The organism is Thermomonospora umbrina, assembly GCF_003386555.1.
In the GTDB taxonomy this organism is placed as follows: Bacteria; Actinomycetota; Actinomycetes; order Streptosporangiales; family Streptosporangiaceae; genus Thermomonospora; species Thermomonospora umbrina.
On record NZ_QTTT01000001.1, the window covers coordinates 4,551,550 to 4,564,731 of the forward strand.

At 72.9% G+C, this 13,182-nt stretch carries 15 protein-coding genes; 10 read left to right on the forward strand and 5 right to left on the reverse strand.

Translation table 11 applies throughout. The annotated features are described in order from the left end of the window. The first annotated feature begins 38 nt into the window (after positions 1–38). The gene (locus DFJ69_RS20230; RefSeq protein WP_116024054.1) at positions 39–716 is read left to right on the forward strand and encodes a cytidylate kinase-like family protein; all 678 of its coding nucleotides are present in this window, start codon (positions 39–41) and stop codon (positions 714–716) included. A gap of 164 nt (positions 717–880) precedes the next feature. Beyond that, positions 881–2,284, forward strand: a complete 1,404-nt coding sequence (locus DFJ69_RS20235; RefSeq protein ID WP_116024055.1) for an NAD-dependent malic enzyme — start codon at positions 881–883, stop codon at positions 2,282–2,284. 10 nt (positions 2,285–2,294) lie between these two features. Here the strand turns inward: DFJ69_RS20235 and DFJ69_RS20240 are convergent, their stop codons facing one another. Then, the gene (locus DFJ69_RS20240) at positions 2,295–2,600 is read right to left on the reverse strand and encodes a hypothetical protein (protein WP_116024056.1); all 306 of its coding nucleotides are present in this window, start codon (positions 2,598–2,600) and stop codon (positions 2,295–2,297) included. 120 nt (positions 2,601–2,720) lie between these two features. Beyond that, positions 2,721–3,419: a hypothetical protein gene (locus tag DFJ69_RS20245; protein ID WP_116024057.1), complete on the reverse strand. Its 699-nt coding sequence runs from the start codon at positions 3,417–3,419 to the stop codon at positions 2,721–2,723. 164 nt (positions 3,420–3,583) lie between these two features. Here DFJ69_RS20245 and DFJ69_RS20250 point away from each other — a divergent pair, with 164 nt between their 5' ends. From DFJ69_RS20250 to DFJ69_RS20270, 4 genes are all read left to right on the forward strand, one after another. Further along, on the forward strand, positions 3,584–4,159 hold the full coding sequence (locus DFJ69_RS20250) for a YqgE/AlgH family protein (RefSeq protein WP_116024058.1): 576 nt from the start codon (positions 3,584–3,586) through the stop codon (positions 4,157–4,159). A 10-nt stretch (positions 4,160–4,169) separates the two neighbouring features. Then, positions 4,170–4,421, forward strand: a complete 252-nt coding sequence (locus DFJ69_RS20255; RefSeq protein WP_116024059.1) for a DUF3039 domain-containing protein — start codon at positions 4,170–4,172, stop codon at positions 4,419–4,421. 174 nt (positions 4,422–4,595) lie between these two features. Beyond that, entirely contained in the window at positions 4,596–5,798 is a 1,203-nt protein-coding gene (locus DFJ69_RS20265) for a zinc metalloprotease (protein WP_245974480.1), read from the forward strand. Between the two features lie 78 nt (positions 5,799–5,876). After that, entirely contained in the window at positions 5,877–7,628 is a 1,752-nt protein-coding gene (locus DFJ69_RS20270; RefSeq protein WP_170177946.1) for a DEAD/DEAH box helicase, read from the forward strand. Positions 7,629–7,631: 3 nt separating this feature from the next. Here the strand turns inward: DFJ69_RS20270 and DFJ69_RS20275 are convergent, their stop codons facing one another. The 3 genes from DFJ69_RS20275 to DFJ69_RS20285 all read right to left on the reverse strand — a co-directional run bounded on the left by DFJ69_RS20275 (position 7,632) and on the right by DFJ69_RS20285 (position 10,158). Then, on the reverse strand, positions 7,632–8,150 hold the full coding sequence (locus DFJ69_RS20275) for a gluconokinase (protein WP_116024061.1): 519 nt from the start codon (positions 8,148–8,150) through the stop codon (positions 7,632–7,634). Next, entirely contained in the window at positions 8,143–8,730 is a 588-nt protein-coding gene (locus tag DFJ69_RS20280) for a nicotinamidase (RefSeq protein WP_116024062.1), read from the reverse strand. The genes DFJ69_RS20275 and DFJ69_RS20280 overlap by 8 nt, the downstream gene beginning before the upstream one ends. 87 nt (positions 8,731–8,817) lie before the next feature. Next, positions 8,818–10,158 (reverse strand): nicotinate phosphoribosyltransferase, encoded by a 1,341-nt coding sequence (locus DFJ69_RS20285; protein ID WP_211328670.1) that lies wholly within the window; start codon positions 10,156–10,158, stop codon positions 8,818–8,820. A 72-nt stretch (positions 10,159–10,230) separates the two neighbouring features. On the opposite strand from DFJ69_RS20285, the gene clpS reads away from it, so the two are divergent. The 4 genes from clpS to DFJ69_RS20305 all read left to right on the forward strand — a co-directional run bounded on the left by clpS (position 10,231) and on the right by DFJ69_RS20305 (position 13,139). Further along, positions 10,231–10,524: an ATP-dependent Clp protease adapter ClpS gene (clpS, locus tag DFJ69_RS20290; RefSeq protein WP_116024064.1), complete on the forward strand. Its 294-nt coding sequence runs from the start codon at positions 10,231–10,233 to the stop codon at positions 10,522–10,524. 41 nt (positions 10,525–10,565) lie between these two features. Then, on the forward strand, positions 10,566–11,093 hold the full coding sequence (locus tag DFJ69_RS20295) for a DUF2017 domain-containing protein (protein WP_116024065.1): 528 nt from the start codon (positions 10,566–10,568) through the stop codon (positions 11,091–11,093). Between the two features lie 97 nt (positions 11,094–11,190). Further along, a complete protein-coding gene (locus tag DFJ69_RS20300) occupies positions 11,191–12,174 on the forward strand; it encodes an MEDS domain-containing protein (RefSeq protein WP_170177726.1) in 984 nt (327 codons plus the stop codon). Beyond that, positions 12,171–13,139, forward strand: a complete 969-nt coding sequence (locus tag DFJ69_RS20305) for a sensor histidine kinase (RefSeq protein ID WP_116024067.1) — start codon at positions 12,171–12,173, stop codon at positions 13,137–13,139. The genes DFJ69_RS20300 and DFJ69_RS20305 overlap by 4 nt, the downstream gene beginning before the upstream one ends. The last annotated feature ends 43 nt before the right edge of the window (positions 13,140–13,182 follow it).

The following is a 13,182-nucleotide window of genomic DNA, read 5'->3' on the forward strand; positions in this document are numbered from 1 at the left end:
GCGCGTCCGACGCCCCCGGACGGGGGCATGATGGTGGTGTGACCGCCCTGGTGGTGACGATCTCCGCGACGTTCGGCGCGGGCGGCAGCGTGATCGGGCCCGCCGTCGCCGAACGGCTCGGCCTGCCGTTCGTGGACCGGGCGGTGCCGATGACCGTGGCCGACGAGATCGGCTGCTCGCTGGAGGAGGCGCTGGTCCACGACGGCCGCGCCGAGCACGGCCTCGCGCGCATCCTGGCCGGGGCGGCCCGGCTGCCCGGCGTCACGCTCGGCGGCATGGACGTCCACCTCCCGGACCGCGATCTGGTGCCCGAGGAGGAGTTCATCGCCCGCACCGAGAAGGTCATCAGACGGACGGCGGACGGCGACGGCGGCGTCATCCTGGGCCGCGCCGCCGCCGCGGTGCTCGCCGACCGGCCCCGCACCCTGCACGTCCGGCTGGACGGGCCCGCCGACCGACGCCTGGACCGGGTCCTGCGCGACCTCGCGGACGAGCCGGACGAGCCGGACGAGCCGGGGGAGCGGGACGAGGCCGAGCGCCGCCGGTCCGTGCGGCGCCTCATGGACGACAACGACCGCGCCCGCGCCGCCTACGTCAAGCACTTCTACCGCGTCGACCCCGCCTCCTGCCGGCTGTACGACCTGGTGATCGACGCCACCCGGCTGCCCTCCGCCGCGGTGGTGGGGCTGATCGCCGACGCGGCCCGCGCTCTCTGAGGCCGATCCCACATTCCGGGGGCCGGGGCAATCGCGGACAACTGCCACGACAGTGCCGTCTGACATGCGACGATGAACGAGGGACACCGTCGTTCCCCTCCTGGCGCGGCGCCGGGGGCACCGGGGGGTCGGTCCCTCGGCCGAGGTGAGAGGGAGCAGTTGTCGTGGCCAGCGTGCCGAGCGTGTCGTATTCGATCACCGTGCGGCTGGAGGTGCCGGCCGGAGGCCGGGCCGTCAGCCAGATCACCCACGTCGTGGAGAACGCCGGGGGCATCGTCACCGCTCTCGACGTGAACACGGCGGCGCACGAGACGCTGCGCATCGACGTCACGATCGCCACCCGCGACACCGAGCACGCCGAGGCGATCGTGGCCGTCGTCGAGGCGATCGAGGGCGTGCGGATCCACAAAGTCAGCGACCGCACCTTCCTGATGCACCTCGGCGGCAAGATCGAGATGCGCTCCAAGGTGCCGCTGCGCACCCGCGACGAGCTGTCCATGGCGTACACGCCGGGGGTCGCGCGGGTCAGCCTGGCGATCGCCCGCAACCCCGAGGACGCGCGCCGGCTGACCGTCAAGCGCAACAGCGTCGCGGTCGTCACCGACGGCTCGGCGGTGCTGGGGCTGGGCAACATCGGCCCCGAGGCCGCGCTGCCGGTCATGGAGGGCAAGGCGGCGCTGTTCAAACGGTTCGCCGACATCGACGCCTGGCCGATCTGCCTCGACACCCAGGACACCGACGAGATCGTCCGGACGGTGCAGATCATCGCCCCCGGATTCGGCGGCATCAACCTGGAGGACATCTCCGCGCCCCGCTGCTTCGAGGTGGAGGCCCGGCTGCGCGAGCTGCTCGACATCCCGGTCTTCCACGACGACCAGCACGGCACCGCGATCTGCGTGCTGGCCGCGCTGACCAACGCGCTGCGGGTGGTCGGCAAGGATCTGGCCGACGTGCGGATCGCCATGGCGGGCGCCGGCGCGGCGGGCACCGCGATCCTGAAGCTGCTGCTGCACGCCGGGGCCCGGGACGTGATCGTCAACGACTACCACGGGGCCGTGCACCGGGGCCGCGACGACCTCGACGACTCGCTGCGCTGGATCGCCGACCACACCAACGCCGACGGCTACGCCGGCGACCTGCGCGGCGCGGTCAAGGACGCCGACGTGTTCATCGGGGTGTCCGCGCCCGGCATCCTCACCGGCGACGACGTGGCCACCATGAACGAGGACGCGATCGTGTTCGCGCTGGCCAATCCCGAGCCCGAGGTCTCCCCGGACGCCGCCCGCGAGCACGCCGCCGTGGTCGCCACCGGCCGCAGCGACTACCCCAACCAGATCAACAACGTGCTGGCCTTCCCCGGCGTGTTCCGGGGGCTGCTGGACGCCCAGGCCGACGGGGTCTCCCAGGGGATGCTGCTGGCCGCCGCGCAGGCGCTGGCCGCCGTGGTGACCGACGACGAGCTGGGCCCCAACTACATCGTGCCGAGCGTGTTCCACCCGGACGTGACGCAGGCGGTGGCCGCCGCCGTCCGCGAGGCGGCCGGCGGGCGGCCCCGCACCGAGGGCTAGTCGAACGGGATCACTCCCAGAAGAAGCTGGCCCGTATCCGGAGTGCGCTGCTCCATTCGATGTTGACCCAGGTGTGCACGCCGCCCTGGTACGGCCTGACGTTGTGGACGGTCATCCGGGCCGAGCCGATGAACGGGACGTTGTTGCCGTCCACCTCCACGATGGAGACGGTCACCCGGGTCGACGGGCTGAAGATGTTCGACGGCAGGTTGAGGACGCGCTGCCCGTTCGTGATGTAGATGGCGGTGCCGGTGAAGACCGTCTCGGTGCCGATCCGGGACGGGATGTCGGCGGGCTCGATGATCGACAGGTCCATGGGGGTTCCTTTCGGTGAGCGCCTGAGGCGTGGTGCTTTCCACCCACAGCATCGAGACGGTCGCTCTCCGTGGTAACCCCCTGGGGCGGCATGCCTTACAGACGCCGCGGTGAGGGCCGGTCAGTCGCCGGTCCTCTTGGCGAAGACCTGCTCGCGGCGGCGCGGCCACACCCCGCCGTACCAGACGATGATCACGCCGGTGACCATCGCGGCCAGCCCGGTGGCGGCCCGCGCCCACAGCACGTCGGAGTCCGCCCCGGTGTGCGGCAGCCGGTCGTCGGGCGAAGGGTCGCCGGCGACGGGGGACCTGCTGCGGCAGTTCGCGGTCCGGGTGACGGTGACGACCGGCTCGTTCCGCCAGGTGACGGTGACGCGGGTGCGTCGGTCCTCGCGGAGGGTGAGCTCCACGGTGCGGCTCTGGCCGGCGGCGATCCGGTCGCCCTTGGGGGCGGTGGAGCCGTCGGTCTCGAGGGTGAAGTCATGGACGATCCGGGTGCGGTTGCGGATCGTCACCCTGATCGTGCGGTCGGGGCAGCTCACCCGGCCGATGCTCACCGTGAGCGGCAGGGCCGGGAGCGCCGGTCGGCTGGGCGCGGACGTCCGGGTCGGCGACGGGGACCTCGACGGGGATCTCGAGCCGCTCGGCCGGGCGGAGGGCGAGGGGTCGCTCGTGCCGCCGACCGGCGACGCCGACGTGCTCGGGGACGGGGTCTGCGAGGCGTTGGAGTCGGCGGACGTGGTCCGCAGCAACGCCGGCACCGCGATCAGGAGTCCGATGACGAAGAACACCGCCGCGATGATGATCCTGGGCAACTGCATCGAGCTCTCCCGACCGCCGGTCCGCGTAAATTCCGTGGCTGCCTGCGCTAGATCTTCTTCGACCCGTTCCCTCATTCTCCGATACCCCGTCCGGCGGGGCCGCATAACCGGCCAACTCGGTGGGGTGGCTGCCGGTACCGGTCATCGCCGAGCATCATGGAGGCATGGACGACGGCATCGCGGTGGGGCGCCTGCTCGTGGCGACCCCTCAGCTCGACGATCCCAACTTCCGGCGCAGTGTCGTCCTGGTCGTCGAGCACGACACGGTCGAGGGCACGCTGGGAGTGGTGCTCAACCGGCCGACCGAGGTGCCCGTCGACCGGGTGCTGCCGCCGTGGGCCGAGCTGGCCACCGGCCCCAGCGTGGTGTTCCAGGGCGGTCCGGTCGCGCTGGACAGCGCGCTGGCGCTGGCCCGGATCCCCGGCGAGGACGAGCCGCTGGGCTGGCGGGCGCTGGACGGCGACACCGACGTGGGTCGGGTCGGACTGGTCGACCTGGACGCCCCGCCGGGACTGATCTCGGCGGAGGTGATCCAGTTGCGGGTGTTCGCGGGGTACGCGGGCTGGGGTGTGGGCCAACTGGAGTCGGAGGTCGACGACGGCGCCTGGTACGTGCTGCCGGGCGAGGCGGGGGACGTCTTCGCCGCCGACCCGGAGCGGCTGTGGCAGGCGGTGCTCCGGCGACAGTCCGGCGACCTGGCCTTCGTCGCCACGTTTCCGGAGGATCCCAGCCTCAACTAGGCTGGTCCGGGTGAGTACGAAGATCCTTCCAGAGAGTGACGTCCGCCCCGACCTCTCCCACGGGGACGGCGATCACGAGCGCTTCGCGCACTACGTGCAGAAGGCCAAGATCACCGAGAGCGCGGTGACCGGCACCCCCGTCATCGCGCTGTGCGGCAAGGTCTGGGTGCCGAACCGGGACCCCAAGAAGTACCCGGTCTGCCCGGAGTGCAAGGAGATCTACGAGGGCCTCAAGCCCGGCGGCGGCGACGACAAGAGCTGACCCGACCCCCGGCCCGCCCCGACGACCCGCCCGGTGACCGACACCCGGGCGGTCACGACGGCGGCCGTGCGATAACTTCGATCTGTCATCGATTGGTCACGATGGGTCGGGGGATTCATGGGACGGTGCCGCGTTCAGGTCGGAGCATGCGCTCTGCTGGTCACCACGAGTGCGTTGCTGAGCGCGTCCGGTGAGCCCGGCGCCCCGCCCCCGTCCCCCCACACCGCCTCCGCCACCGGCCCCACGGCACCGGCCTCCGCCCCCGAACCGGGAGGCACCGCCTCCGCCCCACGCGCCGCCTCGGCCCCGTACGGGTCCGCCCCCGTCGGCTCCGGCCCACGCGCCGCCTCCGGAGGCGGGCCGATCACGCCGGCCTCCGACGCCCGCGCCGCCGCCGTGGTCGCCGCCGGCGTACGGCCGGACGGGTCGTGCGGTCCCGACGCCCGGCGCCGTGGCGTGCACTCGTACGACGGCACGGACGCCGCGCGCGCCCTGGTCGGCGGCGGGGTGCTCGGGATCTGGGCGCCGCCGTCCCTCGAGCCGCCCCGGGACCCCTCCCGCGACCCGGCCCGGGACCGCGCGGCCCTGCGGACGTCCCAGGCCGACACGCTGATCGCCGCGTTGCATCGGGCGCTGACCGGTCGCTTCGGGACGGCGGACGAGGCCGCCATCGACCGGGCCGAGCGCCGTGCCGCGCCGATCGTGATCCCGGTCAGGTTCCACGCGATCGCCGACGGCTACGCGGGACGACTCACCCGGGCCACCGTGGAACGGCAGATCGCCACGCTGAACGACGCGTACTCGGGCCGCCGGGGGACCGGTGCCGCCGACACCGGGGTGCGGTTCCGCCTGGCGGGATACGAGGTCACCTCCAACCCCGCCTGGTTCCGACGCCCCGACCGGTACGAGCGGCAGATGAAGTCCGCGCTGCACCATGGGGGCCCCGGCACCCTCAACCTCTACACGGCCGCGGTGGGTGTGAAGGTGCTCGGGTTCTCCACGTACCCGCAGAGCGCCCGCGACCGGCCCACCGAGGACGGCGTCGTCATCGACTACCGCAGCGTGACGGGGGGCGAGTACCGGCACTACGACCACGGCTACACGGCCGTCCACGAGGTGGGGCACTGGCTGGGCCTGTTCCACACGTTCGAGAACGGTTGCGACCACCCCGGCGACCACGTGGCCGACACCCCCTACGAGGCGGTGCCGACCGAGGGCTGCCCGAGGTCCAAGGACACCTGCTGGGACGACGGGGCCGACCCCCTCCACAACTTCATGGACTACGCCTGGGACGCCTGTATGCGCGAATTCACACCGGGCCAGGGACGCCGGATCCGTTCCTCGTGGCGGGCGTTCCGCACCGCGTCCGGAAACTGACGCCCGTCGGGCACGCCCTCATGTGTCGGTGAGGCTGGGTACGCTGTGAACACCGTGAGCACCTTCGCTGCCTCGAGCATGCCCCCCGCCTTCCCCGAGCGAGCAGCATGGGGGACCGCGTCGTCCCTGCGCGCCTGGCAGGAGCAGGCACTGGCGGCGTACTTCGCCCCCGCGCACGAGAGCGGTCCGCGCGACTTCCTGGCGGTCGCGACCCCCGGCGCCGGCAAGACCACCTTCGCCCTCCGGCTGGCCAAGGAGCTGATCGAACGCAAGGTCGTGCAAGCCATCACCGTGGTGTGCCCCACCGAGCACCTCAAGCGGCAGTGGGCCGAGTCGGCGGCCCGGGTGGGCCTCAAGATCGACCCCGAATATCAGAACGGTCAGGGGAGGCTCGGCAAGGAGTTCCAGGGCCTCGCCGCCACCTACGCGACCATCGCCGCCCGCCCGGCCCTGCACCGCAACCGCACCGAGATGCAGAAGACGCTGGTGATCCTCGACGAGGTCCACCACGCCGGCGACGGACTGTCGTGGGGCGACGCCATCCGTGAGGCGTTCGAGCCGGCGACCCGACGGGTGGGGCTGTCCGGCACCCCCTTCCGCACCGACATCAACCCGATCCCGTTCGTCCAGTACGAGGAGGGCCCGGACGGCATCCGCCGCAGCCGCGCCGACTACACCTACGGGTACGGGCCCGCGCTGGCCGACGGCGTCGTCCGGCCGGTCATCTTCCTGGCGTACGCGGGGGAGATGCGCTGGCGCACGCGGGCGGGCGACGAGTTGACCGCCGCCCTCGGCGAGCCCCTCACCCAGGACCAGACCGCCCAGGCGTGGCGCGCCGCGCTCGACCCCAAGGGCGACTGGATCGGGCAGGTGATCGCGGCGGCCGACCGGCGGCTCACCGAGGTCCGCCGGGGGATGCCCGACGCGGGCGGGCTGGTGATCGCCACCGACCACGAGGCCGCCCGGGCGTACGCCAAGATGATCCGGGCCGTCTGCGGTGAGGGCGCCACCATCGTGCTGTCCGACGACCCCACCGCCAGCAAGAAGATCAAGCAGTTCGGCGAGTCCGAGGACCGCTGGATGGTGGCCGTCCGGATGGTCTCCGAGGGGGTCGACATCCCCCGGCTGGCCGTCGGCGTCTACGCCACCAGCACCTCGACGCCGCTGTTCTTCGCGCAGGCCGTGGGCCGTTTCGTGCGGTCCCGCCGGCGCGGCGAGACCGCCTCGGTGTTCCTGCCCTCGGTGCCGACCCTGATGGGGCACGCGGCGGAGATGGAGACCGAGCGCGACCACGTCCTCGATCGACCCCGCCGCGAGGGCGACGGCCTCGACGACGACCTGCTCAAGGAGGCCAACCGCCGGCAGGACAGCCCGGACGTGGGCGAGGAGGTGCCGTTCGAGACCGTCGAGGCGTCCGCGACGTTCGACCGGGTGCTCTACGACGGCGGCGAGTTCGGCACCCACGCGGTGCCCGGCTCGGCCGAGGAGGAGGAGTATCTCGGCATCCCCGGGCTGTTGGAGCCCGAGGAGGTCACCAAGCTGCTGCGGCGTCGCCAGGCCGAGCAGCTCGCCGCCCAGCGCAAGAAGAAGACCGGCGACCCCGCCCTGGACCGGCGGACCGACACCACCGCCGCCGAGGACCTGCACGCCCTGCGCGACCAGCTCAACGGCCTGGTCGGCGCGTGGAGCCACCGCACGGGCAAGCCGCACGGCGTCATCCACAACGAGCTGCGCAACGCCTGCGGCGGGCCGCGCGTCCCGCAGGCCGGCGCCGAGGAGATCATCAGCCGGATCGCCAAGATCCGCGAGTGGGCCGCCAAGCGCCGCTGACGGTCAGCGCAATGCGAGCGCGCGGACGATCTCCCGCACGCTCTCCTCCGGGGTGTGGCGCACCGAGGCCCGGATCGGGTGCTCGTCGGGCCCCGGGGGCTCCAGGTCGCGGTACTGGCTGTCGAGCATGTGGGCGGCGAAGAAGTGGCCCTTGCGCTCGGTCACGCGGCGCTCGATGACGTCGCGGTCGCCGTTCAGGTAGACCAGCCTGACCTGCCGCGGATCCCGGATCACCAGATCGCGGTAGGCCCGCTTGAGCAGGGAACAGGCCAGCACGCCGGGGGTCCCCGACGTCAGCCGCACCTCGATCCAGGCGGCCAGGTCGCGCAGCCAGGGCAGCCGGTCGACGTCGGAGAGCGGGATGCCGCGCCGCATGTTCGACACGTTGTCGAGGGGGTGGAAGTCGTCGGCGTCGGCGAAGTCCCAGCCGAGGTGCCCGGCCAACAGCCGGCCCACGGTGGTCTTGCCGCTCCCGGAGACGCCCGCGACGATGACGACGGTCGGTCCCGCCTCGTCAGCCACGGAGCACCGGTGCGCCGGTGAGCGCGACACCCTCCTCGCGCATCAGGGCGAGGGCGGCGTCGGTGGTGGCGGGCGCGACCCCGGCCGTGAGGTCGAGCAGCACCCGGGTGCGGAACCCGGCGCGGATCGCGTCGAGGGCGGTGGCGCGCACGCAGTGGTCGGTGGCGATGCCGACCAGGTCCACGTCCGTCACCTCGCGCCCGCGCAGCCAGTCCCCGAGGCTCGTGCCGTCGTCGGAGTCGCCCTCGAAGCCGCTGTAGGCCGCCGCGGTCCGGCCCTTGCTGAACACCGCCTCGATGGGCGCGAGGCTGAGGCCGGGATGGAAGTCGGCGCCCGGCGTGCCGATCAGGCAGTGCGGCGGCCAGGTGTCCACGAAGTTCGGCTCGTCGGAGAAGTGCGCGCCCGGGTCGAGGTGGAAGTCCCGCGTGGCCACGATGTGCGCGTAGTCGCCGGCCGGGCCGGCGTGGGCCGCGAGATGGCGGGAGATGGCGGACGCCACGTCCGCGCCGCCGCCGACCGGCAGCGAGCCGCCCTCACAGAAGTCGTTCTGCACGTCGATGATGACGAGTGCTTTGCCCATGACCGCTCCTCGCGTTCGATCATCCCCCGCAGCACGGACGCTACCCGACGAGGCCCCGTCGGACTCCTGCCGGAGGGCGCGAGGGCCTCAGGCCTCCTGGAACTCGGTGGGGATGGCGGGCTCGCCGCCGGACAGTTGGAGGGCCGTGGCGGGCAGCTCCCGGATCGCGGCGGCGTGCCGCGCCCTGGCCGCCTTCAGCGGCTCCGCGCCGACGACCTCGCCGGCCCGCACCAGCGGGACCGTCAGCGGCCGGTCGCGCGGGCCCACCGCCGGCTCGCCGATCGAGACGACCTCGGCGCAGGCGACCCCGTGGCCGTCCATCCGGCGCGTCGCCGACTTGCGGCCGCCCCGGGTCGGCTTGCCCACCGACCGTTTGGCCACCGGCCGCATCGGCGCGTCCGGCTCCGCCGAGTCCGCCCGCGCCACCAGCTTGTAGACCAGCGAGGCCGTCGGCGCGCCCGACCCCGTCACCAGCGACGTTCCGACGCCGTACCCGTCCACCGGGGCGGCGGCCAGACCCGCGATGCCGTACTCGTCGAGGTCGCCTGTCACCACGATCCGCGTGTCGGTCGCGCCGAGCGAGTCGAGCAGCGCGCGGACCTCGCGGGCCACCGTCCCCAGGTCGCCGCTGTCGATCCGGACCGCGCCCAGCGCCGGACCGGCCAGCTCCACGGCCGTGCGCACCGCGCGTTCCACGTCGTAGGTGTCGACCAGCAGCGTCGTCGCCGCGCCGAGGGACGCCAACTGCGCCTCGAACGCGTGCCGCTCGCCGTCGTGCAGCAGCGTGAACGCGTGCGCGCTCGTCCCCGAGGTGGGGACCCCGTGCAGGCGGCCCGCCTCCAGGTTGGAGGTGGTCGCGAACCCGGCCAGGTAGGCGGCGCGGGCCGAGGCGACCGCCGCGTGCTCGTGGGTGCGCCGCGATCCCATCTCGATCAGCGGACGCCCGGCGGCGGCATTGACCATCCGGGACGCGGCGGAGGCGATGGCGCAGTCGTGGTTGAGGACCGACAGCACCAGCGTCTCCAGCAGCACCGCCTCGCCGAACGTGCCCTCGACCACCATGATCGGCGACTCGGGGAAGAAGCACTCGCCCTCCGGATAACCCCGGACGTCACCGGTGAACCGATAATCGGCCAGCCATGCGGCGGTCGGCTCGTCGACCACGTTCCGCGAGGTCAGGAACTCCAAGGCGGGCCCATCGAAACGGAACGCCGCAATGGCGTCCAGCAACCGTCCGACCCCCGCGACCACCCCGTACCGACGACCGTTCGGCAAACGCCGCGCGAAGACCTCGAACACCGCGCGCCGATCCGCCGTTCCGCTTTGCAAAGCGGCCTGCAACATCGTCAATTCGTACCGGTCGGTCAGGAGCGCCGTACTGTAACCAAGGTCCACAAGTGGAAGACTACGGACCGGTGTGTGCACCATGGACCGGCAGGCCACCACACTGGGGGAGGGGGACCCGCGAATGAGCGCGGCACTGTGCACGCGGAGGAACCGATGACCGCGCCCGCGCCGACCGAGCTGGACCGGCCGAGTTCCGAGGAGGACCGGCGGCCCGATCTGCCGTGGCTGGCGTTGGTGTGGAACGACCCCATCAACCTGATGTCGTACGTCACGTACGTGTTCCAGACGGTGTTCGGCTACCCCAAGGCCAAGGCGGAGAAGCTGATGCTCGACGTCCACCACAAGGGGCGCGCCGTCGTGGCCAGCGGCACCCGCGAGGAGATGGAGCGGGACGTGGAGATCCTGCACTCCTACGGCCTGTGGGCCACCGTCAAGCGCGACGACTGACCGTCCGCGCCCGGGGCGGGGCGGCGGGGGAGAAGGGGATCATGAGCGAGGTCGAGCGGGTGGCCGACGGCGTCCGGCTGCGGTTGGAGCCGGAGGAGGCGGCGCTGGTCGGGGCGTTGGTCGAGCAGTTGCTGCGGCTGCTGGGCGAGCCCGACCCCGCCGACGACCCGCTGGCGGCCGCGCTCGGGATCTCCGAGAACGCCGTGACCCCCGACGACCCGGTGCTGGCGCGGCTGTTCCCCGACGGGTACCGCGAGGACGACGGGGCGGCGCGGGAGTTCCGCCGCTACACCGAGGTGGGCCTGCGGGACGGCAAGCGCGAGGCCGCCGAGACCGTTCTCGACTCCTTGCGCCCTGGCCGCGACGTCGTCCTGGACGCCGACGCGGCGCAGGCGTGGCTCCGGGCCGTCAACGACCTGCGGCTTGCCCTCGGCACCCAACTCGACATCACCGAGGAGTGGTACGAGGAGGCGGCCGAGATGGACCCGGACGACCCGCGCTTCGCCCGGTTCGTGGCCTATGACTGGCTCACCATGCTCCAGGAGAGTCTCATCCGCGCCGTGTGGTGAAGGTCTCCACGGCTCACGGAAAGTCCGGACGGCGCCGCGCGGCGTGCTGAATACTGGGGGTCGGGCTCGACAACCCTCCGTCAAGCAGGAGCCTCGCATGTCCTCCACCCCGTGGGGGGACGACCCCCCTCCCGACGACGGCTCGACGCATCCGACCGACGACCCCCCCGCCGGACCCCCCGGGCCGGTCGAGATCGCGTACAAGCCGGTGGGCGCGATGACGTTCGGCGATCATCTGTGCCTGTCGTACGACAGCGACCGCGAGCGGCGGGCGGTGCTGGCCGCCTACCTCCGCGACGGCCTGGCCGCCGATCACAAGGTCATCTACCTGTCGGACGACCGTCCCGCCGAGGTCGTGCTGGCCTGGCTGGCCGCCGATCCGGGTGTCGGCGGTCTGGACCTGTCCGCGGCCCTGGCCGACGGCCGACTGGTGGTCCGCACGGCCGAGGAGGCGTACATGGCCACCGGGCTGTTCGACCCCGACGAGATCATCGCGCTGATGGCCACCGAGATCGAACTGGCCCTGGTGCAGGGCTTCCGCGGTGTCCGGCTCACCGGCGAGGAGACCTTCAGCCTGCGCGGCTGGCCGGGGACCGAGCGCTTCGCCGAGTTCGAGCGCAAGATCGACCAGGTGTTCCACACCTCCCGGGTCGACGCCATGGCCATCTGCCAGTACGACCGGCGCTGGTTCGGCGGGCCCCTCCTGCGGGACCTGGAGTCCTGTCATCGCGGGCGGGTGCGGATCGACGACCACTTCGACAACGGCACCCTCCGGATCACCCCCACCTTCACCCCGCCGGGGCTGGTGCTGGCCGGGGCCATCGACGAGTCCACCTGCCCGGCGGTCCTGGAGGCGCTGCGCACCACCGGGTCCCGCGCCGGGCACATCTGCCTGGACCTGTCCGCGCTGGAGTTCTGCGACATGGCCGGGCTGCGCGCGCTGGTCGGCGCGGGCCGCACGTCGACCGGCATGGAACGGCAGGTCATCCTGCGGGAGCCGCCCGAGCACCTGGCGATGATGATGCGGCTCGCCGGGTGGGACTCGCTGCCCGGCGTGTACGTGGAGGAGGTGGCCCGATGACGCGCACCGACGAGGTCCGGGCCGTCAGCGGGCGGGACGTCCTGGTCCACCGGGCGCTGGCGTACGGCTCGGTGGACGAGTTGGCCGGCTCCGCCGTGCCGTTCCTGGACGAGGGGGTCCGGCTGGGCGACGCCGTGGTGGTGATCGCCGGTGCGCGCGCCTGCGACCTGCTGCGCGAACGGCTCGGCGCACGGGCCGCCGCCCCCATCGCGTTCATCGACGCCGAGGCGTGGTTCCAGGCCCCGGTGCAGACCCTGGCCGCCTACCACGAGCACGCCCGGCGGGACTGGTGGCCGCGCGGGCGGCTCCGGCTGCTCGCCGAGCCGGTGTGGACGGGGCGCTCGCCGCTGGAGATCCGCGAGTGGAAACGCCATGAGGCCCTCCTCAACGTGGCGTTCGCCGGGACGCCGAGCGTCCTGTGCTGCGCCTACGACACGCGCCGACTGCCGCCGGACGTCGTCGCGGACGCGTTCCGCACCCATCCGGAACGGATCACGGGCGGCGTCGTGGAGGCCAGCCCCTTGTACACCGACCCGGCCGACTTCTACGCCGAGTGCAACACCGTGCCGCTCGCGCCGGCGCCGGAGACCGGTGTGGCCGAGCACGCGTTCGCCGGCGGCGGGCTGCCCGCCCTGCGCGATCGCGTCGCCGTCGAGGCCGCCCGCCGCGGCCTCCCCCGCGACCGGATCCTGCCCCTGGTGACGGCGGTCAACGAGGTGGCGACCAACATCATCCGGCACGGCGCCGGTCGCGGCCGACTGCGGCTGTGGGCCGACGCGGACGAGGTGGTGTGCGACCTGATCGACCCGGAACGGGCCCTGGTCGACCACTTCATCGGCTACCGCCCGCCGCTGCCGCTCCAGCCGGGGGCGGGCATGTGGGCGGTGCGCCGGCTCTGCCACATCGTGGAGATCCGGTCCGGCTCCGCCGGCACGATCGTCCGCCTGCACACCCGACTGCGGTAGGCCCCGGCCGCGTCCCGGCGGAGGGGTGTTTGGGTAACCTTCG